Genomic DNA, 20,195 nt, shown 5'->3' on the forward strand with positions numbered 1-20,195 from the left:
CCGTACGGTGACGGTGACCGCGCCCGTGACTCCGGGGAAACCGGGGGTGTCGTCATGACCACTGCCGGAACCATTACCCTGGGGGCGTGGCAGCCGTCGATCCTTCCGAAGAGCTCAAGAACCTCGATACGACCATGGGGTCGATCGAGGCCGTCCTCGACCTGGACAAGATCCGGGCCGACATCGCGGTCCTGGAGGAGGAGGCAGCCGCCCCCACCCTGTGGGACGACGTCGCGAACGCGCAGAAGGTGACCAGCCGGCTCTCCTTCCTCCAGGGCGAACTGCGCCGGGTCGAGGGCCTTCGCGGCCGCATCGACGACCTGGGCGTGCTGTTCGAGCTCGCCGAGGCCGAGGACGACGCGGACACCCGCGCCGAGGCCGAGGTCGAGCTCGTCGCCCTCCAGAAGGCGGTCGAGGAGCTGGAGGTCCGCACCCTCCTGTCCGGCGAGTACGACGCCCGCGAGGCGCTGATCAACATCCGTGCCGAGGCCGGTGGCGTGGACGCCGCCGACTTCGCCGAGCAGCTCATGCGCATGTACCTGCGCTGGGCCGAGCGGCACGGGTACCCCACCGAGGTGTACGACACCTCGTACGCCGAAGAGGCCGGCATCAAGTCCGCGACCTTCACCGTGAAGGCGCCGTACGCCTACGGCACCCTCTCGGTCGAGCAGGGCACCCACCGCCTGGTCCGCATCTCCCCGTTCGACAACCAGGGCCGCCGGCAGACCTCCTTCGCCGGCGTCGAGGTCCTCCCGGTCGTCGAGCAGTCCGACCACGTCGACATCGACGAGGGCGAGCTGCGGGTGGACGTCTACCGCGCCTCCGGCCCCGGCGGCCAGGGCGTCAACACCACCGACTCGGCGGTGCGCATCACGCACATCCCGACCGGCATCGTGGTCTCCTGCCAGAACGAGCGCTCGCAGATCCAGAACAAGGCGTCCGCGATGAACGTCCTCCAGGCCAAGCTGCTGGAGCGGCGCCGCCAGGAGGAGAAGGCGGCGATGGACGCGCTCAAGGACAGCGGCAGCTCCTGGGGCAACCAGATGCGCTCCTACGTGCTGCACCCGTACCAGATGGTGAAGGACGTCCGCACCGCGTTCGAGGCCGGCAACCCGCAGGCCGTGCTGGACGGCGACATCGACGGCTTCATCGAGGCCGGAATCCGCTGGAGGAAGCAGCGCGAGACCTCGAACGAGGCGTGAGGATTGCGGCCTCGATGAAAATCAAGCACAGCATCGAGGCCGGCATCCGCTGGCGCAAGCAGCGCGAGACCAGCGCCGAGTAGTCACCGCGCAGTCACCGCACGACGCAGAAGGCCCCCGACCGCAGCGGTCGGGGGCCTTCCCGTGTGTCCGGAAGGGTCAGGCCAGTGCCTGCCGGGCGATCAGCGCCACCGCGAGCAGGCCGGCCAGCAGGGCCAGCAGCATCGCGGGGGAGAGCGCGGCGAACGGGCTCTGCTGCTCCTGAAGCCGGGCCCGGTTCGCCCGGCACACCGGGCAACGCCCGTCGCTGACGCGGCCGTTGCAGTTGGCGCACACCAGATGGTCGCAGGTCATGCGATCTCCTCCTCGCTGCTATTGCCAACGCACCGGACGGGGCTTTGGTTCCATGCGCTGCCCTGTACGGGGGAGCGACCGTGACACGGTCGCTCCCTCCACTCTGCCAGGTTCCGGCGGTTCCGGCTCCCGGGCTGTGAGATGCCCTCCGATATTCAGGGCATAAGCGGACATTCTCTCCCATGGCCGGGTCGTTGTCACGGGCGGTCCCTGCGGGCCGGTCGCCGATTCGCGTATGGTCCGAGTCCGGGAGCGGCCCTCTGCGCTCCTTTCGCCCGCCCCCGGGCCGGGCCTCCGGGGCGGACCGACCGAGGACTGGCGCCGCCTAGGATGGCCTCCGTGATGCAGCCGTGATCAGATTCGACAACGTCTCCAAGACCTATCCCAAGCAGAACCGTCCCGCCCTGGACAACGTCTCGCTGGAGATCGAGAAGGGTGAGTTCGTCTTCCTGGTCGGCTCGTCCGGCTCGGGGAAGTCCACCTTCCTGCGCCTGTGCCTGCGCGAGGAACGCCCCAGCACCGGTGCGGTGCACGTCCTGGGCAAGGACCTCGGCAAGCTGTCCAACTGGAAGGTGCCGCACATGCGCCGCCAGCTGGGCACCGTCTTCCAGGACTTCCGTCTGCTGCCGAACAAGACGGTCGCGCAGAACGTCGCCTTCGCCCTCGAGGTGATCGGCAAGCCCAAGAGCGCCATCAACAAGGTGGTGCCCGAGGTGCTGGAGCTGGTCGGCCTCGGCGGCAAGGAGGACCGCATGCCGGGCGAGCTGTCCGGTGGTGAGCAGCAGCGCGTGGCGATCGCCCGTGCCTTCGTGAACCGCCCGATGCTGCTCATCGCGGACGAGCCCACGGGCAACCTCGACCCGCAGAACTCGGTCGGCATCATGAAACTGCTCGACCGCATCAACCGCACCGGCACCACGGTGCTGATGGCCACCCACGACCAGGCCATCGTCGACCAGATGCGCAAGCGCGTCATCGAGCTCGACAAGGGGCTGCTCGTCCGCGACCAGGCCCGCGGCGTCTACGGGTACCAGCACTGACCGACCGGCGCTGACCCGTAGGGCCGTCGGCCCGGCCCGCCAGACCAGAGCAGTACCGACCCTGGAGTTGTTTCCGCATGCGTGCCCAGTTCGTCCTGTCGGAGATCGGTGTGGGTCTCCGACGCAACCTGACCATGACCATCGCGGTCGTGGTCAGTGTCGCGCTCTCCCTCGCCCTCGCCGGTTCCTCGCTCCTGGTCCGCGACCAGGTGAACTCCATGAAGGGGTACTGGTACGACAAGGTCGAGGTGAGCATCTACTTCTGCACCAAGGCGGACGCCCGGAACTCGCCCCAGTGCGACAAGGGCGCGGCCACCGACCAGCAGGTCCAGGACATCAAGGACCAGCTGGACAAGATGACCTCGGTGGTCCAGTCCTCGACCTACGAGAGCTCGGCCGAGGCGTACAAGCACTGGAAGGAGATGAACCCGGACAACCCGCTCATCTCCGTCCTGGGCCCGGACGCCATGCCGCAGTCCTGGCGGGTCAAGCTCAACGACCCGACCAAGTACGACGTGATCCAGAGCGCCTTCGCCGGCAAGCCGGGCGTCAAGTCGGTCGAGGACCAGCGGAAGATCCTGGAGAACCTGTTCGGCCTGCTGAACGGCCTCCAGACGGCGGCCTTCGTGATCATGGTGCTGATGCTGTTCGTCGCCCTGCTGCTGATCGTCAACACCGTCCGGGTGTCGGCGTACAGCCGACGGCGCGAGACCGGGATCATGCGCCTGGTCGGTGCGTCGAACTTCTACGTCCAGATGCCGTTCATCGCCGAGGCGGCCTTCTCGGCGCTGCTCGGCGCGGTGATGGCCTCCGGGCTGCTGCTCGGCGGGCACTTCTTCGTCCAGAACTGGCTGGCCGACCGGGTGCAGTTCATCCACTTCATCGGGCTCGGCTCGGTGCTCGCGGTGATACCGCTGCTGATCGTGGTGGGTATGGGCATGGCCGGTGTGGCGGCGTTCTTCACGCTGCGCAAGTACCTCAAGGTCTGATCCCGGACCGCCTCGACGGCCCCGGACGGCACTGCGCCGTCCGGGGCCGTCGGCGTTCCGGGGGCCTTCGTTCCGGTTCGTCCCGTGCGGAGCGGTGTCTACACTCCGGTGCCATGCTGCAAACTCCGCGCAGGGCCCGCCAGGTGGCCGCGCTCAGCCTGGTGTTCGGCGCCGTGCTGCTGGCCGGCGCGGCCACCGGGGCCTGGGGCGACCCGGGCGACCCGCCGCACCGCCCCTCCGCCGACACCGTCCGGGCCGGCGGCGGGCTCCCGGCGGACCCGGCCGGCGCCGCCCTGTCCGAGCAGCAGGCCGAGCACCTGCTGGCGGCCGGCGGCGACCGCTGGGGCGCGTACTACAGCGCCCAGGAGTACGCGGAGTTCAGCCAGGGCCTGGACGGCCGGTACCCGGGCGTCGGCCTCTCGGTCGGCCGCGGCCAGGACGGCGTCACCGAGGTCTCCCAGGTCGCGCCGGGCGGCCCGGCCGCCGCGGCCGGGATCGCCCCCGGCGACCGGCTCGTGCGGATCGGCCGGGACCAGGCCGACCACCTGCCGGTCACCGAGGTGGTCGCGCGGCTGCGCGGCCAGGGCGAGGAGCGCCGGGCCGGCTCCGAGGTCACCCTGGCCGTCCGGCGCGGTGAGGGGCAGGAGCGTGAACTGCGGCTGCGGCGCGTGCTGCTGGACAGCCGGCAGGTCACCGCGGAGCAGCTGGGCAAGGGCGTGCTGCGGGTGACCGTGCGCGCCTTCACCAGCGGCGTGGCCGACCAGGTGCGCGCCGCCCTGCGCGCCCCGCACACCGGCGTGGTGCTCGATCTGCGCGGCAACTCCGGCGGGTTGGTCGACGAGGCGGCCGAGACCGCCGGGATCTTCCTGGACGGCGGAGCGGTCGGCTCGTACCAGGAGCGCGGCGGGACCAGGGAGTTGACCGCCCCGCCCGGCGGCGACCAGCGCACCCCGCTGGTGCTGCTGGTGGACGGCGGCACGATGAGCGCCGCCGAACTGCTGGCCGGCGCCCTCCAGGACCGCAGCCGCGCCGTGGTGGTGGGCTCGCGGACCTTCGGCAAGGGCACCGTCCAGCAGCCCAGCCGGCTCGCCGACGGCGCCGTGCTGGAACTGACCGTCGGCCGCTACTACACCCCGGCCGGCCGCTCCCTGGACGGCACCGGCCTCACCCCCGACGTCCCGGCGGGATCGGGCGAGGAGGCCGACACCCTCGCCCTGCGGGTCCTCTCGGGGCTCGGCACCCGCGCCTGAAGCCCGGCACCCGGCCCTAAAGCAGCTGCCCGATCCGGCGTCGAAGTGCGAGAATGGCCGCGCTATGGCAAAGGAAACCGGACAGAAGCTGATCGCGCAGAACAAGAAGGCGCGACACGAGTACACGATCCTCGACACCTACGAGTGCGGCCTCGTACTCACCGGCACCGAGGTCAAGTCACTGCGCGAGGGGCGGGCCAACCTGGTCGACGGCTACGCCTACATCCAGAACCACGAGGCGTGGATCGACAACGTCTTCATCCCCGAGTACACCCAGGGGACGTGGACCAACCACGCGGCCCGGCGCAAGCGCAAGCTGCTGCTGCACAAGCTGGAGATCCGCAAGATCGAGACCAAGGTCCGCGACGCGGGTCACACCCTGGTCCCGCTCTCGCTGTACTTCAAGGACGGCCGGGTGAAGCTCGAACTGGCGCTCGCGGTCGGCAAGAAGCTCTACGACAAGCGCCAGACGCTGCGCGAGAAGCAGGACACCCGCGAGACGGCCCGCGCGGTGGCGGCGGCACGCCGACGCCAGGGTTAATCCGCTGGACCCTCGCCCGTCGCCTCGCGTACTATGGCGCAAGCAACACGGACGATCACCGTCCGAGCTGTTTCTCAAAAAAACATGGGGATGATCGGTTTCGACAGGGGATGTTGAAACAGGGGAAGCGAGCCGAGGAACGCGGCAATGATCTCGTTAACCACGTGTCGCAAAAAAATAATCGCCAACACTAAGCGCGATTCCCAGCAGTTCGCTCTCGCTGCCTAATAAGCACCGATAGCGCTTGGGTGTCAGACCGGGGGGTTCCCGACCCGGACCCTGGCATAATCTAGGGAACTCAACCGTCCGCCCGGGCTGCGAGGGCGGATGGGAAATCAAACAGCAGCTGGGCCTGTTGGCGGCTTGTCCGTGTGACCGCCAGGGCCGAGAAAAGCACAGCGGACTGCGCTCGGAGAAGCCCTGAATTAACTCCACTGGACCCGGGTTCGATTCCCGGCATCTCCACCACCCCATGTTCACACCGAAGGCCGTTCTCCGCTCCAGCGGAGGGCGGCCTTCGATTTTTGTACGTTCCGGAGCAGCGCGGCCGGGGGGTCGCGGCGTAGGATCATCCGTCCGCTCGTTTTCCGGAGCCGGATTCCGCCGCAACCACCGAGGCCATGCAGAGCAACACGGACACCACCCCCACGGCCGATCACGAGACCGTCCGCACGCGCGAGATCGCCGGTGAGCAGCAGCACCTCGACACCGTCTACCACCGGTTGGAGGAGAAGCTCGCCGAGGCCGAGTACATCCTGGAGGACGCCGCCAAGCGGGTCCAGGTCGGCACCCCCGGCGCGCTCGCCGAACGCGACGCCCAGGTCTACCGCGCCGGCGCCCACCTCCAGCGCCTGAACAACGAGTTCGAGGACTTCCTGTTCGGCCGGATCGACCTCCAGCGGGCCGACGCGCCGGAGGAGCACGGCATCCCGTCGAACACCCCGCTCGACCCGGCCGACCCGGCCGTCGCCGAGACCCTCCACATCGGCCGCCTCGGCGTGCTGGACGCCGAGTACGGTCCGCTGGTGATCGACTGGCGCGCGCCCGCCGCCGCCCCGTTCTACCGCGCCACCCCCGTCGAGCCGGGCCGGGTGATCCGCCGCCGGGTGATCCGCTCCAAGGGCCGCAAGGTGATCGGCGTCGAGGACGACCTGCTGCGCCCCGACCTCACCCCGACCCTGGACGGCGAGGAGCTGGCCGTGGTCGGCGACGGCGCGCTGATGGCCTCGCTGGGCCGCGCCCGCAGCCACTCGATGCGCGACATCGTCTCCTCCATCCAGAGGGAGCAGGACGAGGTGATCCGCGCCGCCGCCGCGGGCGCCACCCTGGTCACCGGCGGCCCCGGCACCGGCAAGACCGCCGTCGCCCTGCACCGCGCCGCCTACCTGCTCTACCAGGACCGCCGCCGCTACGCCGGGGGCATCCTGGTGGTCTCGCCGACCCCGCTGCTGGTGTCCTACACCGAGGGCGTGCTGCCCGCGCTGGGCGAGGAGGGCCAGGTCGCCGTCCGGGCGGTCGGCTCGCTGGTGGACGGCATCGAGGCGGGCACCTACGACACCCCCGAGGCGGCCCGGGTCAAGGGCTCGGCCCGGATGGTGCACCTGCTGCGCCGGGCCGCCCGCGCGGCGCTGGAGCTGGGCGCGCCGCAGGAGCTGAAGGTCGTCGCCCGCGGCGAGGTGCTGAAGCTGGACGCCTCCCGGCTGAAGGCCGTGCGCGGCAACGTGGTGGGCTCCGGCGGCACCCCGCTGAACCTGCTGCGCCCGCGCGCCCGCAGGCTGCTGCTGGACGCCCTGTGGCAGCAGGTCACCCGGGACCTGCCGAAGCCCACCGACCACTACGCCCGGGAGCAGCGCCAGGAGGAGAAGGAGTCCTTCGACGAGTACGTCTCGGACGAGGCGTCGTTCCTGGACTTCCTGGCCGCCTGGTGGCCGGCGCTGACCCCGCGCGGGGTGCTCGGCACGCTGCGCCAGCACCGGCACATCAACCGGATCGCCCGCCGCGCCGTCACCCCGGACGAGGCCAGGCTGCTGGCCGCCTCCTGGCGCCACCTGTCCGCGCGGGGCGAGGGCGCGCTGTCCGCGCACGACGTCGCGCTCGTCGACGAGCTCCAGGTGCTGCTCGGCGAGCCGGCCCGCCCGAAGGTCCGCGAGGTGGACGCGGTGGACCTGCTGAGCGGCCTGGAGGAGGTCACCACCTTCGCCGACCGCAGCACCCGCCAGCGGGACCGCCAGCCGGTCGAGCGCAAGGAGTACGCGCACGTCATCGTGGACGAGGCGCAGGACCTCACCCCGATGCAGTGGCGGATGATCGGCCGCCGGTCCCGGATGGCCACCTGGACGATCGTCGGCGACCCGGCGCAGTCCTCCTGGCCGTTCCCGCAGGAGGCCCAGGCCGCGCTGGACGAGGTGCTCTCCGGCAAGCCGCGCCGCCGCTTCACGCTGACCGTGAACTACCGCAACCCGGCCGAGATCGCCGAGGTCGCGGCGAAGGTGCTGGCGCTGGCCGCGCCGGGCACCCCGTCGCCGAGCGCGGTGCGCCACGTCGGTGTGGAGCCGCGCTTCGCGGCCACCACCGACCCCTCGCCGGAGGCCTTCGGCAAGGCCGCCCGGGCCGAGCTGGAGCGGCTGCTGGCCGAGGTGGACGGCACCGTGGCGATCGTGGTGCCGATGGACCGCCGGGAGGAGGCGGCCGGCTGGGCCGAGGGCCTGGGCGAGCGCGTGGTGGCGCTGGGCAGCCTGGAGGCCAAGGGCCTGGAGTACGACGCGACGGTGGTGGCCGACCCGACCGGCATCGCCGGCGAGTCGGAGGCCGGCCTGCGGGTGCTGTACGTGGCGCTGACCCGCGCGACCCAGCGGCTGACCGTGCTCTCCGGACCGGACGACCTGCCGGACGCGGCCGGCGTGCCCGCGCTGCTGCACGGCTGACGGTTCCCGAGGCCCACGGAAGAAGGCCCCCCACCGGATGGTGAGGGGCCTTCAGACGTTTAGTACACCGACCCGCCATGCTCGCCTCGCGGCAAGTGGTCCCTCGAAGGGACGAAGGTTGGGCCCGGGGGCTTGGATCGAGCCGGTGCCTGTCCAATGTAACGCATCGGCCGGGAGAGGCAAGGAGTGAGCGGGGGAGACCGAGGGCGCCGGACGGGATTGTCGGATCCGCACACTCAATGAACGTTATTTCTGGCTTCCCCCAGGAAGGTGCGACGATCGAGGTCTAGCATGCGTAGGCGATGCCTTCAACAAAATGTTGAGCCTGCGGGACAGACGGAAGAAGGAAGCGTCGATGGCGACGGTGCCCAGTGTCTCCAACTCGATCACGGTACGGCTGGAGGTCCCGGCCCGGGGCAACGCCGTCAGTGCGATCACCACGGCCGTGGAGTCCTCCGGCGGCTCGGTGACCGGTCTCGACGTCACCGCCTCCGGCCTGGAGGCGCTGCGGATCGACGTCACGGTGGCGGCCTCCTCGGTCGCGCACGGCGAGGAGATCGTCGAGAAGCTGCGCGCGATCGACGGCGTGTCGATCGGCAAGGTCTCGGACCGCACCTTCCTGATGCACCTCGGCGGCAAGATCGAGATGTCCTCCAAGCTGCCGATCCGCAACCGTGACGACCTCAGCATGATCTACACCCCGGGTGTCGCCCGCGTCTGCATGGCGATCGCGGAGAACCCCGAGGACGCCCGCCGCCTGACCATCAAGCGCAACAGCGTCGCCGTGGTCACCGACGGCTCGGCGGTGCTGGGCCTGGGCAACATCGGCCCGGCGGCCGCGCTGCCGGTCATGGAGGGCAAGGCGGCCCTGTTCAAGCGCTTCGCCGGGATCGACGCCTGGCCGATCTGCCTGGACACCCAGGACACCGACGAGATCGTCGCCATCGTCAAGGCGATCGCCCCGGGCTTCGCGGGGATCAACCTGGAGGACATCTCCGCGCCGCGCTGCTTCGAGATCGAGGCCCGGCTGCGCGAGGCCCTGGACATCCCGGTCTTCCACGACGACCAGCACGGCACCGCGATCGTGGTGCTGGCCGCCCTCACCAACGCGCTGAAGGTGGTCGGCAAGGAGATCGGCGACATCCGCGTGGTGATGTCCGGCGCCGGCGCCGCCGGCACCGCGATCCTCAAGCTGCTGATGGCGGCCGGCGTCGAGCACGCCACCGTGGCGGACGTGCACGGCGTGGTCCACCTGGGCCGCGAGGACCTCACCGAGAGCCTGCGCTGGATCGCCGAGCACACCAACCGCTCGGGCCGCACCGGCACCCTCAAGGAGGCCGTGGCGGGCGCCGACGTCTTCATCGGCGTCTCGGCCCCGAACGTCCTGGACGGCGACGACCTGGCCACCATGGCCGAGGACGCGATCGTCTTCGCGCTGGCCAACCCGGACCCGGAGGTCGATCCGGCCATCGCCCGGCAGACCGCCGCCGTGGTCGCCACCGGCCGCAGCGACTTCCCGAACCAGATCAACAACGTGCTGGTCTTCCCGGGCGTCTTCCGCGGCCTGCTGGACGCCCAGAGCCGCACCGTCAACACCGAGATGATGATCGCCGCCGCCCGGGCGCTGGCCACCACCGTGGCCGCCGACGAGCTGAACGCCAACTACATCATCCCGAGCGTGTTCCACAAGGACGTGGCCAAGACCGTCGCCTCCGCGGTGCGCGAGGCGGCCCTCGCGGGGGCCCAGGAGGCCCCGGCGCCGGCCCGTCCGACCCCCGGCATCGTCGGCACCCTCGACACCTCCGCGTTCCCCACCGTCAAGCTCTGACGGCCGGATCGGGCGACGTGCCGTAGATCGCTCAAATGTACGAATAGTGAGCATACCTGTCCAGCCCGCCCCGAACCCTTGCGACACAAGGGCGAGGGGCGTGTTTGGGCTTGTCAGTCGTAGGGCGTACCGTAGCCCTGCACGGGGCAGGCGTGTCCGACAAGTACGGAACGTCCCCCTGGTCTTCCGGCGCGTCCTCCCGACCGCCGCCCGCGCCCGGTCCGCCGGAGCCGACGGAGCGTCACACCTCCAACGGGCGGGCGATGTTCGGGTGGCTGGGCCGGGGCCCGATTGGCTTTCTCGGGGCCGGTCGGGGCAGGATTCGTATCCAGGCGGGCGGGCGGGCCTTCGACGGCTCCGGCGCGCGGCATCGGGTGCGGACCCGGCCTGCGACCACGCATTGCCTGCATGAGCACAGTGTGCGGACCTGCGGCCCATCCGGGTGCCCCCCGGTGGGAGCACCGATGGGCCCCCGCGCACCGCAAGCGAACAGACCACAGGAGTACACATGAACCGCAGTGAGCTGGTGGCCGCGCTGTCCGAGCGCGCCGAGGTGACCCGCAAGGACGCCGACGCCGTTCTGGCCGCCTTCGCCGAGATCGTCGGCGAGGTCGTCGCCAAGGGCGACGAGAAGGTCACCATCCCCGGTTTCCTGACCTTCGAGCGCACCCACCGCGCTGCCCGCACCGCCCGCAACCCGCAGACCGGCGAGCCGATCCAGATCGCCGCGGGCTACAGCGCCAAGGTGAGCGCCGGCTCCAAGCTGAAGGAAGCCGCCAAGGGCGCTGCCTGAGCCACCCCTTGAACGCCCGAGAGGCCGGGCTCCCCGCTGGGGAGCCCGGCCTCTCGCCGTCGTGTCCGGACCGTCAGGCCTCGACCAGCTGCTCGCTGGGCAGCTCGACGTGGGCGCCGAGGTCCCGCAGCTTGTCCATGAAGTTCTCGTAGCCGCGGTTGATCAGGTCGATGCCGTGCACGGTCGAGGTGCCCTCGGCCGCCAGCGCCGCGATCAGGTACGAGAAGCCGCCGCGCAGGTCCGGGATGACCAGCTCGGAGCCGATCAGCTTGGACGGGCCGGAGACGACCGCGGAGTGCAGGAAGTTGCGGGCGCCGAAGCGGCACGGGGTGGCGCCCAGGCACTCGCGGTAGAGCTGGATGTGCGCGCCCATCTGGTTCAGCGCGCCGGTGAAGCCGAGCCGCGACTCGTACACCGTCTCGTGGATGATCGACAGGCCGGTGGCCTGGGTCAGCGCGACCACCAGCGGCTGCTGCCAGTCGGTCTGGAAGCCCGGGTGCACGTCGGTCTCCAGGGCGATGGCCTTGAGCTCGCCGCCCGGGTGCCAGAAGCGGATGCCCTCGTCGTCCACCTCGAAGGCGCCGCCGACCTTCCGGAAGGTGTTCAGGAAGGTCATCATCTCCAGCTGGCGGGCGCCGCGGACGTAGATGTCGCCCTTGGTGGCCAGCGCCGCGCAGGCCCAGGAGGCCGCCTCCAGGCGGTCCGGCAGCGCGCGGTGGTTGTAGCCGTTCAGCTCGTCCACGCCGGTGATCAGGATCGTCCGGTCGGTGCCCAGCGTGATGATCGCACCCATCTTCTGCAGCACGCAGATCAGGTCGACGATCTCCGGCTCGATGGCCGCGTTGCGCAGCTCGGTGACGCCCTCGGCGAGGACGGCGGTGAGCAGCACCTGCTCGGTCGCGCCGACCGAGGGGTACGGCAGCTCGATCTTGGTGCCGCGCAGCCGCTGCGGGGCCACCAGGTAGGTGCCCTGCGGGTGCTTCTCGATGGTGGCGCCGAACTGGCGCAGCACCTCGAAGTGGAAGTCGACGGGGCGGCCGCCGATGTCGCAGCCGCCCAGGCCGGGGATGAAGGCGTGGCCGAGGCGGTGCAGCAGCGGGCCGCAGAACAGGATCGGGATCCGCGAGGAGCCGGCGTGTGCGTCGATGTCGGCGACATTGGCGCTCTCGACGTGCGAGGGGTCGAGGATCAGCTCGCCGTCCTCGTCACCGGTGCGCACGGTCACGCCGTGCAGCTGCAGCAGGCCGCGGACCACCTTGACGTCGCGGATGTCCGGGACGTTGCGCAGTCTGCTGGGGCCCTGCCCGAGGAGGGCGGCGACCATGGCCTTGGGCACCAGGTTCTTCGCACCGCGGACGCGGATCTCGCCTTCGAGCGGGTTTCCGCCATGGACCAGCAGGACGTCGTCGGTCATCGTTCTCGCAATCCGGGGTGCCAGAGGGGTGGGGAAAGGGGCTCCGGGAGAGAGCCGGTGGTGGACCGGTCGTACGGGCACGTTCGGACCCCCGGCGAAACCGAGTCGGCACCGTGAAGGGCGTCCACCAGACGTAGATGGTAGTAGGCGCGCCGATGGTTCCCGTGAGCCTCTCCCGTGATGGTGCTCTCTCCGGGCCCGCGCCCGCCCCCCGGTACGGCCGTACGGGTGTTCGTCGCGGTGGCCGGTTTCCGGGCGTTGCGGTGTCCGAGCGGTGCCGTTCTGCGGGATCATGTGGGCATGACGGCGGCCCAATCGCACGGAGGCCGGTCCCACACCGGCAGTCTGCTCGTCGCGACGCCCCTGCTCACCGACCCGAACTTCGCGCGGGCGGTGGTGCTGCTCCTCGACCACGACGTCGAGGGGGCGCTCGGCGTGGTCCTCAACCGGCCGACACCGGTCGAGGTGGGAAGCGTGCTGGACGGCTGGAACAGACTCGTCGGACAGCCCGCCGTGGTGTTCCAGGGCGGCCCGGTGGCGCTGGACTCGGCGCTCGGCCTCGCGGTGGCCCCAGGGGAGCCCGGCACCGGCGAGCCGCTCGGCTGGCGCCGGGTGCACGGCGCGATCGGCCTGGTGGACCTGGAGGCGCCGCCCGAGGTGCTGGCCGGTGAGCTGGGCAGCCTGCGGATCTTCGCCGGGTACGCCGGTTGGTCGCCGGGGCAGCTGGAGGCGGAGCTGGAGAGCGGCGCCTGGTACCTGGTGGACTGCGAGCCCGGGGACGTCTCCAGCCCCGAGCCGGAGCGGCTGTGGCGCTCGGTGCTGCGCCGCCAGAGGGGCCCGCTCGCCCTGCTGGCGACCTACCCGGACGACCCGACGATGAACTGAGCCGACCGGCCCGGTGCGGTGACACTGGCCGGGTTTCCGGAGGCGCCCATAGACTTGGCACCCATGAGCACTCTTGAGCCCGAGCGCGGCCTCGGCACCGGCACCCTGGTCGAGCCCGTCCCGCAGGTGTCCAACGGGGACGGCGACCACGAGCGCTTCGCGCACTACGTCCAGAAGGACAAGATCATGGAGAGCGCGCTCTCCGGGTCTCCCGTGGTGGCGCTCTGCGGCAAGGTGTGGGTGCCCGGTCGCGACCCGAAGAAGTACCCGGTCTGCCCGATGTGCAAGGAGATCTACGACGGCATCGGCAAGCCGCAGGGCGGCGACGGCGACGGCAAGTAGTCCGCGGCGCTCCGCGCGACGCCGTTTTGCATAGCACCCGGTTTCCTGGGTGGTCTATGCCAATCGTTCCGGGCGTGGGCAGGATGTCGGAATGGACCTCATTCCCGCACCTTCGAGTGCCGCCCGCCGCCCGGACGAGGACTATCCGCTCGACGCCACCACGACGCTGACCGCACCCCCCGCGCTGGCCGACGCCGAGCGCTGGCTGCGGGCCGCCCTGTCCGCCGCCACCGGGCTGCCGCTCGGCCCGGGCCGGCCGGGCGCGGGCATCGAGCTGGTCCAGGACGCGACGCTCGCCGCCGAGGCGTACCGGCTCACGGTGCGCCCCGGCCACGCCCTGCTCGCCGCGGGAGGGCCGGCGGGCGCCCTGTGGGGCGCGCAGACCCTGCGGCAGCTGCTCGGGCCGGACGCCTACCGGCGGTCGCCGCTGCGCCGCGAGGGCTGGGTGCTGCCCGGCGCCGACATCGAGGACGCCCCCCGGTTCGGCTGGCGCGGCGCGCTGCTCGACGTCGCCCGGCACTTCCTGCCCAAGTCGGACGTGCTGCGCTTCGTCGACCTGCTGGCCGCGCACAAGCTGAACGTGCTGCACCTGCACCTGACCGACGACCAGGGGTGGCGGGTCGAGATCAAGCGCTACCCGAGGCTGACCGAGCGCGGTGCCTGGCGGGACCGCTCGATGGTCGGCTACCGGGCCGGGCAGCGCCGCGACGACCGCCCGCACGGCGGCTACTACACCCAGGACGACCTGCGCGAGATCGTCGCCTACGCGGCCGCCCGCGGGGTCACCGTCGTCCCGGAGATCGACCTGCCCGGCCACACCCAGGCCGCCGTCGCCGCCTACCCCGAGCTGGGCAACACCGACGTGGTGGACACCGCCGCGCTCGGGGTCTGGACCGACTGGGGGGTGAGTCACAACGTGCTCAACGCCTCGGAGGAGACCCTGCGCTTCTTCGAGGGCGTGCTGGAGGAGGTCCTGGAGCTCTTCCCGTCCGAGTTCGTCCACCTCGGCGGCGACGAGTGCCCCAAGGAGCAGTGGAAGGACAGCGCCGCCGCGCAGGCCCGGATCCGCGAGCTGGGCCTGGCCAACGAGGACGAGCTGCAGAGCCACCTCATCCGGCACTTCGACCGCTGGCTGGCCGAGCGCGGCCGCCGGCTGATCGGCTGGGACGAGATCCTGGAGGGCGGGCTCGCCCCGGGCGCCGCCGTCTCCTCCTGGCGCGGCTTCGGCGGCGGGATCGCCGCCGCGAAGGCCGGGCACGACGTGGTGATGTGCCCCGAGCAGCACGTCTACTTCGACCACCGGCAGGCGGACGGACCGGACGAGCCGATCCCGGTCGGCTTCGTGCGCACGCTGGAGGACGTCTACCGGTTCGAGCCGGTCCCCGCGCAGCTGGACGAGGCCGCCGCCCGGCACGTGATCGGCACCCAGGCCAACCTGTGGAGCGAGTTCATGGACAGCGCCAGGGACATCGACTACCGGGCCTTCCCCCGGCTGGTCGCCTTCGCCGAGGTCGCCTGGTCCGAGCTGCCCGCCGCGCCGGCCGAGCGGGACTACGCCGGTTTCGAGCAGCGGTTGACGGCCCACCTGAAGGTGTTGGACGCGCTCGGCGTCGAGTACCGCCCGGCGGACGGGCCGCACCCCTGGCAGCGCTGGCCCTCAGTGGCCGGCCGGCCGATCGAGGGCCCCCCGCCGGTGCGCTAGTCCTACTCATCGGGAACTTCTGAGCGGTCATCCGACGTCAAGAACTGATGAACATCTGCCCTGGCCCGGAGCGGGTCGGGGCAGATACCGCCCGGTATCAGTCCCAATCGGGCAGTCCCGTTCACCGGTCCCGAGATGATCATCGAGCATTGTGTGCCAGAGTTGCCCAACCCGGCCCGATCGCCCGTACCCTACGGGCCAGGCCGGGCTGCTGACGCAGGACGGCACGGCCGAAGGCCGGCGGGCGGCAGGCGATCGATGAGCAAGTGGAGCACGGTGGGACCCAGGTGAACCGGACGATCATGCTGCCGGCCTCCCTCGACGAGGCCGTCGACGCGCTGGCCGCCGCCCCGGCCGCGGTACCGGTGGCCGGAGCCACCGACCTGATGGAGGCCGTCAACGCCGGCCGACTGCGCCCCGCCGCCCTGGTCGGCCTCGGCCGGATCACCGAACTGCGCGGCTGGCGCTACGAGGACGGCGGCACCGCCGTCCTCGGCGCCGGACTCACCCACGCCCGGATGGACCGCCCCGACTTCGCCGCGCTCATCCCCGCGCTCGCCGACGCGGCCCGCACGGCCGGCCCGCCGCAGGTCCGCAACGTCGGCACCCTCGGCGGGAACATCGTCACCGCCGCCGCCGCGGGCGACACCCTCCCGGTGCTCACCGCGCTGGAGGCCAGCGTCACCCTGGCCCGGGCCGGGGGCACCCGCGAGGTGCCGGTCAGTCACCTGCTCACCGGACTCGACCCGGTGCGCCCCGGCGAACTGCTCACCTGGGTGCGCGTCCCGCTGCTGCACGCCCCGCAGGTCTTCCTCAAGGCCACCGGCCGCAGCGGCCCGGCCCGCGCCACCGCCTCCGTCGCCCTCGTCCTCGACCCGGCCCGGCGCTCGGTGCGCTGCGCCGTCGGGGCCGTCGCGCCGGTGCCGCTGCGCCCGCTCGAGGCCGAGGCCTGGGTGGCCGGCTGCATCGACTGGGACGGCAGCCGGGAGATCGACCCGGCCGCGACCGCCGCCTTCGGCGAGTACGTGGCCGGTGCCTGCGTCCCCGACAACTACGGCGCCGAGGGCGCCTGGGAGGCCGTGACCGAGGGGCCGACCGCGGCCGCCGTTCGGCTGCGGCGTACCGTATCGGTGCTGGCCCGACGGGCACTGGGAAGGGCGCTGAAGTGACCACAGACCCCATCGAGACCCTCGACGCCGACCCGCTCGGCCTCTCCCCGCAGGTCAGCCGCGAGCTGCGCCCGTGCGCCTCGTACACGCTGCGGGTCAACGGTTTCGAACGGCCCGTCACCGACGCCTGGATCGGCGAGAGCCTGCTCTACGTGCTGCGCGAGCGGCTCGGCCTGGCCGGCGCCAAGGACGGCTGCGAGCAGGGCGAGTGCGGGGCCTGCTCGGTGCAGGTGGACGGCCAGCTGGTGGCCGGCTGCCTGGTGCCCGCGGCACTGGCCGCCGACAGCGAGATCAACACCGTCGAGGGCCTGTCGGCCGCCGGCGGCGCGAGCGACGTCCAGCAGGCGCTGGCCGCCTCCGGCGCCGTCCAGTGCGGCTACTGCACCCCGGGCATGGCGATGGCGGTGCACGACCTGCTCCAGCGCAACCACCGGCCCACCGAGGTGGAGGCCCGCCAGGCGCTGTGCGGCAACCTCTGCCGCTGCACCGGCTACCGGGGCGTGCTGGCCGCCGTCCAGACCGTCGCGGACGCCCGCGCGCTGGACACCGAGGAGGCCGGGGAGGCGGTCGAGACCGCCGCCGAGGCGCCGGTCGAGCCGGTCGCCGAGCCGTCAGCGGAGGCGCCCGTCGAACCCGGGCACGCCGTCGAGCCGCCGGTCTACGCCGACGCCGAGGCCTGGATCGAGCACGTCCCCCAGCAGGCCGTTCCCCAGCAGCCCGTCGAGCAGCCCCACCCGGTCGCCCACCCCGTGGAGCAGCACCCCGCGGAGCGGCACCTCGTCGGGCAGCACCCCGCCGTCGAGCAGCACCCCCTCGACCAGGCCCCGGCCGGGCTGCCCTACGGCGACCCCCAGGGCGGGTACGACAGCGGCGTGTACGACACCACCGTGCTGGCCCCGATCCGGGACGGCATCCCCGCCCAGGCCGTCGACGACCAGGTGTACTACCCGCCCCAGGGCTACCCCGAGCAGCCGTACCAGGCCACCCCCGCGCACGGCACCCACCTGCCCTTCCCGGACGGCCACCAGCAGCAGAGCGGCTACGACACCGGGTACGACGCCCCGGTCTACGAGTCCACCCCCGCGCACGGAACCCCGCTGCCCGGCGCCGTCTACGACGGCACGCCGCCGCACGGCACCCCGTACGCCGCCCCGCACCCGCACGGTGCCCCGGCCGAGGGCGGCGCCCCGGCCGGAGTCCCGTACGGCGCCACCCCCGCCCACGGCATCCGGCTCCCCGAGGACGACCACGCATCATGACGTCGCCTACCGACATCGGCGCAGCACTCCAGCAGGACGGCGGCGAGGGCGGCGCACCGGAGCCGATCGGCCTGGGCAGCTCCCCGCTGCGCAGCGACGCGCTGCCCAAGGCGCTCGGCATCTACCCGTACGCGGCCGACCTGTGGGCCGAGGGGCTGCTGTGGGGCGCGGTGCTGCGCTCGCCGCACCCGCACGCCCGGATCCGCGGCATCGACACCTCGGCCGCGCTGGCGCTGCCCGGGGTGCACGCCGTGGTCACCGCCGCAGACCTGCCACCCGGCCCGGACGGCACCCCCGACGGCGCCCCGGCCGGGCCGATCGTCGCCGACCGGCCGGTGCTGGCCGCCGGCGTGGTGCGCCACCACGGCGAGCCGATCGCCGCGGTCGCCGCCGACCACCCGGACACCGCCCGGCTGGCGGTCGGGCTGATCGCGGTCGACTACGAGCCGCTGGAGGCCGTCACCGATCCGGAGCAGGCCTTCACCGCGCCGCCGCTGCACCCGGACGGCAACCTGTTCCGCCACCTGCCGCTGCGCACCGGGGACCCGGACGCGGTCGGCGAGATCGTCGTCGAGGGCCTCTACCAGGTCGGCCGGCAGGACCCGGCCCCGCTCGGCGCAGAGGCCGGGCTGGCCGTGCCGCGCCCGGACGGCGGCGTGGAGCTGCACCTGTCCTCCACCGACCCGCACGGCGACCGCGACCGCACCGCCGCCTGCCTCGGTCTGGAGCCGGACCGGGTCCGGCTGGTGGTCACCGGCGTGCCCGGCGCCACCACCGACCGCGAGGACCTCTCGTTCCAGGTCACCCTGGCCCTGCTGGCGCTGCGCACCGGCCGTCCGGTGAAGATGACGCTCACCCGCGAGGAGTCCTTCCACACCCACGCCTCGCGCCACCCCGCGCTCCTGCGCTACCGCCACCACGCCGACGCCGAGGGCACGCTGGTGAAGGTCGAGGCGCAGATCCTGCTGGACGGCGGCGCCTACGCGGACGTCTCCGCCGAGGCGCTGGCCGCCGCGACGGCCTTCTCGGCCGGCCCGTACGTCTGCCCGAACGTCTTCGTGGACGCCTGGGCGGTGCGCACCAACAACCCGCCGGCCGGCCGGATGCGCGGCGAGGGCGCCCTGCAGGCCTGCTTCGCGTACGAGTCGCAGCTGGACCAGCTGGCCGCCCGGATCGGCGTGGACCCGGTGGAGATCCGCCGCCGCAACGCGATGTCCACCGGCGACCCGCTGCCCACCGGACAGGCCGTCACCTGCCCGGCGCCGGTGCTCGCCCTGCTGGACGCGGTGGCGGCCGAGCCGCTGCCGGCCCTGCCGGTGGACGACCCGGACGCCGAGTGGCTGCTGCCCGGCGGGCCCGGCGGCGCGGGCGACCCGGCGGCGGTGCGGCGCGGCATCGGCTACGCCGTCGGCATGGTGCACATGCTGGGCGCCGAGGGCGAGGACGAGGTCTCCACCGCGACCGTGCGGGTCAGCGGCGACCACGCCACCGTGATCTGCGCGGCGGTCGACGCCGGGCAGGGCTTCGCCACGCTGGCCCGGCAGATCGTGCAGACCGTACTGGGCGTCAGCGAGGTCTACATCGCGCCGGCCGACAGCGACCAGTCGATCGCCGGGCCGTCCGCCCGCGGCCGGCACACCTGGGTCTCGGGCGGCGCCGTCGAGCGGGCCGCGCTGATGGTCCGCCACCAGCTGCTGCAGCCGATCGCGGCGAACTTCGGGATGTCGGTGGAGCTGCTCCAGATCGCCGACGGCAAGATCACCTCGTACGACGGGGTGCTCGGCATGCCGGTCGCCGAGGCGCTGGAGGGCAAGGAGCTGTGGGCCACCGCGCAGTGCCGCCCGCACCCCACCGAGCCGCTGGACGAGGCCGGGCAGGGCGACGCCTTCGTCTCCATCTCGTTCTGCGCGATGCGCGCCGTGGTGGACGTGGACATCGAGCTGGGCGCCGTGCGGGTGGTCGAGATGACGGTCGCCCAGGACGTGGGCCGGGCGCTGAACCCGCGCCAGATCGAGGACCGGATCGAGGCGGGGGTGGCCCAGGGCGTGGGCCTGGCGCTGCTGGAGGACCTGCGGACGGAGGGCGGGGTGCTGCAGAACCCCTCGCTCACCGGCTACCGGCTGCCCACCGCGCTGGACACCCCGGAGGTGCGGATCGCCGCTCTGCTGGAGGAGCGCGACGTGGTGGCCCCGTTCGGCGCCAAGGCGGTCGGCGCCGTCCCCGCGGTGGTCGCCCCGGCGGCCGTCGCCGCGGCCGTGCGCGCCGCCACCGGCCTGCCGGTCGGCCGGCTGCCGATCCGGGCGGAGGACGCCGTCACGGCCTGACCGGATTTCCCGGGAAATGCCGGGAGCGGCGAAAAGGAATTGCCGGCCGACTTTTCGGAGTCGACCGGCAATTCCTTTTTCCGGGAGGCCATGGCGGGAATCGAACCCGCGTGTACCGCTTTGCAGACGGTTCCCTAAGCCACTCGGGCACACGGCCAGTGAATTCATGGTGGCCGATC

The 20,195-nt window shown here is 72.3% G+C and carries 16 protein-coding genes, 1 tRNA gene and 1 other RNA gene; 15 read left to right on the top strand and 3 right to left on the bottom strand.

Annotated features, from left to right (window positions below; genetic code table 11):
* Window positions 1-86 precede the first annotated feature (86 nt).
* On the top strand, window positions 87-1,202 hold the full coding sequence (prfB, locus tag ACGF13_RS29760; RefSeq protein ID WP_392880921.1) for a peptide chain release factor 2: 1,116 nt from the start codon (window positions 87-89) through the stop codon (window positions 1,200-1,202).
* A 159-nt stretch (window positions 1,203-1,361) separates the two neighbouring features.
* Here prfB and ACGF13_RS29765 read toward each other — a convergent pair whose 3' ends face one another.
* Window positions 1,362-1,556 carry a hypothetical protein gene (locus ACGF13_RS29765; RefSeq protein ID WP_359904255.1) on the bottom strand — a complete coding sequence of 65 codons (195 nt, stop codon included), beginning with the start codon at window positions 1,554-1,556 and terminating at the stop codon, window positions 1,362-1,364.
* Between the two features lie 350 nt (window positions 1,557-1,906).
* On the opposite strand from ACGF13_RS29765, the gene ftsE reads away from it, so the two are divergent.
* The 8 genes from ftsE to ACGF13_RS29805 all read left to right on the top strand — a co-directional run bounded on the left by ftsE (window position 1,907) and on the right by ACGF13_RS29805 (window position 10,921).
* Entirely contained in the window at window positions 1,907-2,596 is a 690-nt protein-coding gene (gene ftsE, locus ACGF13_RS29770; protein WP_030059730.1) for a cell division ATP-binding protein FtsE, read from the top strand.
* Window positions 2,597-2,673: 77 nt separating this feature from the next.
* Window positions 2,674-3,585, top strand: a complete 912-nt coding sequence (gene ftsX / locus ACGF13_RS29775) for a permease-like cell division protein FtsX (RefSeq protein WP_392880923.1) — start codon at window positions 2,674-2,676, stop codon at window positions 3,583-3,585.
* Between the two features lie 113 nt (window positions 3,586-3,698).
* Window positions 3,699-4,835: a S41 family peptidase gene (locus tag ACGF13_RS29780; RefSeq protein ID WP_392880925.1), complete on the top strand. Its 1,137-nt coding sequence runs from the start codon at window positions 3,699-3,701 to the stop codon at window positions 4,833-4,835.
* Window positions 4,836-4,899: 64 nt separating this feature from the next.
* The gene (gene smpB / locus ACGF13_RS29785; RefSeq protein ID WP_045695776.1) at window positions 4,900-5,376 is read left to right on the top strand and encodes an SsrA-binding protein SmpB; all 477 of its coding nucleotides are present in this window, start codon (window positions 4,900-4,902) and stop codon (window positions 5,374-5,376) included.
* 86 nt (window positions 5,377-5,462) lie between these two features.
* Window positions 5,463-5,844: a transfer-messenger RNA gene (ssrA, locus tag ACGF13_RS29790) on the top strand.
* 152 nt (window positions 5,845-5,996) lie between these two features.
* Entirely contained in the window at window positions 5,997-8,300 is a 2,304-nt protein-coding gene (locus ACGF13_RS29795; protein WP_392880928.1) for a HelD family protein, read from the top strand.
* 355 nt (window positions 8,301-8,655) lie between these two features.
* Window positions 8,656-10,128, top strand: coding sequence for an NAD-dependent malic enzyme (locus tag ACGF13_RS29800; RefSeq protein ID WP_392880930.1), 1,473 nt, complete (start codon window positions 8,656-8,658; stop codon window positions 10,126-10,128).
* A gap of 508 nt (window positions 10,129-10,636) precedes the next feature.
* Window positions 10,637-10,921: an HU family DNA-binding protein gene (locus ACGF13_RS29805; RefSeq protein ID WP_030242980.1), complete on the top strand. Its 285-nt coding sequence runs from the start codon at window positions 10,637-10,639 to the stop codon at window positions 10,919-10,921.
* A 73-nt stretch (window positions 10,922-10,994) separates the two neighbouring features.
* On the opposite strand, the gene murA is transcribed toward ACGF13_RS29805, so the two are convergent.
* On the bottom strand, window positions 10,995-12,335 hold the full coding sequence (gene murA / locus ACGF13_RS29810) for a UDP-N-acetylglucosamine 1-carboxyvinyltransferase (protein ID WP_392880932.1): 1,341 nt from the start codon (window positions 12,333-12,335) through the stop codon (window positions 10,995-10,997).
* Window positions 12,336-12,635: 300 nt separating this feature from the next.
* Here murA and ACGF13_RS29815 point away from each other — a divergent pair, with 300 nt between their 5' ends.
* From ACGF13_RS29815 to ACGF13_RS29840, 6 genes are all read left to right on the top strand, one after another.
* The gene (locus ACGF13_RS29815; protein ID WP_392880935.1) at window positions 12,636-13,220 is read left to right on the top strand and encodes a YqgE/AlgH family protein; all 585 of its coding nucleotides are present in this window, start codon (window positions 12,636-12,638) and stop codon (window positions 13,218-13,220) included.
* A gap of 63 nt (window positions 13,221-13,283) precedes the next feature.
* Complete coding sequence (locus ACGF13_RS29820) at window positions 13,284-13,562, top strand: DUF3039 domain-containing protein (RefSeq protein WP_392880938.1); 279 nt, start codon at window positions 13,284-13,286, stop codon at window positions 13,560-13,562.
* A gap of 91 nt (window positions 13,563-13,653) precedes the next feature.
* The gene (locus ACGF13_RS29825; protein WP_392880940.1) at window positions 13,654-15,264 is read left to right on the top strand and encodes a beta-N-acetylhexosaminidase; all 1,611 of its coding nucleotides are present in this window, start codon (window positions 13,654-13,656) and stop codon (window positions 15,262-15,264) included.
* Window positions 15,265-15,566: 302 nt separating this feature from the next.
* Complete coding sequence (locus ACGF13_RS29830) at window positions 15,567-16,433, top strand: FAD binding domain-containing protein (RefSeq protein WP_392881353.1); 867 nt, start codon at window positions 15,567-15,569, stop codon at window positions 16,431-16,433.
* Window positions 16,430-17,692 (top strand): 2Fe-2S iron-sulfur cluster-binding protein, encoded by a 1,263-nt coding sequence (locus ACGF13_RS29835; RefSeq protein ID WP_392880943.1) that lies wholly within the window; start codon window positions 16,430-16,432, stop codon window positions 17,690-17,692. Before ACGF13_RS29830 ends, ACGF13_RS29835 begins: the two co-directional genes overlap by 4 nt.
* The gene (locus tag ACGF13_RS29840) at window positions 17,689-20,016 is read left to right on the top strand and encodes a xanthine dehydrogenase family protein molybdopterin-binding subunit (RefSeq protein WP_392880946.1); all 2,328 of its coding nucleotides are present in this window, start codon (window positions 17,689-17,691) and stop codon (window positions 20,014-20,016) included. The genes ACGF13_RS29835 and ACGF13_RS29840 overlap by 4 nt, the downstream gene beginning before the upstream one ends.
* An 85-nt stretch (window positions 20,017-20,101) precedes the next feature.
* Here ACGF13_RS29840 and ACGF13_RS29845 read toward each other — a convergent pair.
* Window positions 20,102-20,173, bottom strand: a tRNA-Cys gene (locus ACGF13_RS29845).
* Window positions 20,174-20,195: the final 22 nt, after the last annotated feature.

The sequence above is a fragment of the Kitasatospora sp. NPDC048286 genome (assembly GCF_043201735.1).
Taxonomy (GTDB): domain Bacteria; phylum Actinomycetota; class Actinomycetes; order Streptomycetales; family Streptomycetaceae; genus Kitasatospora.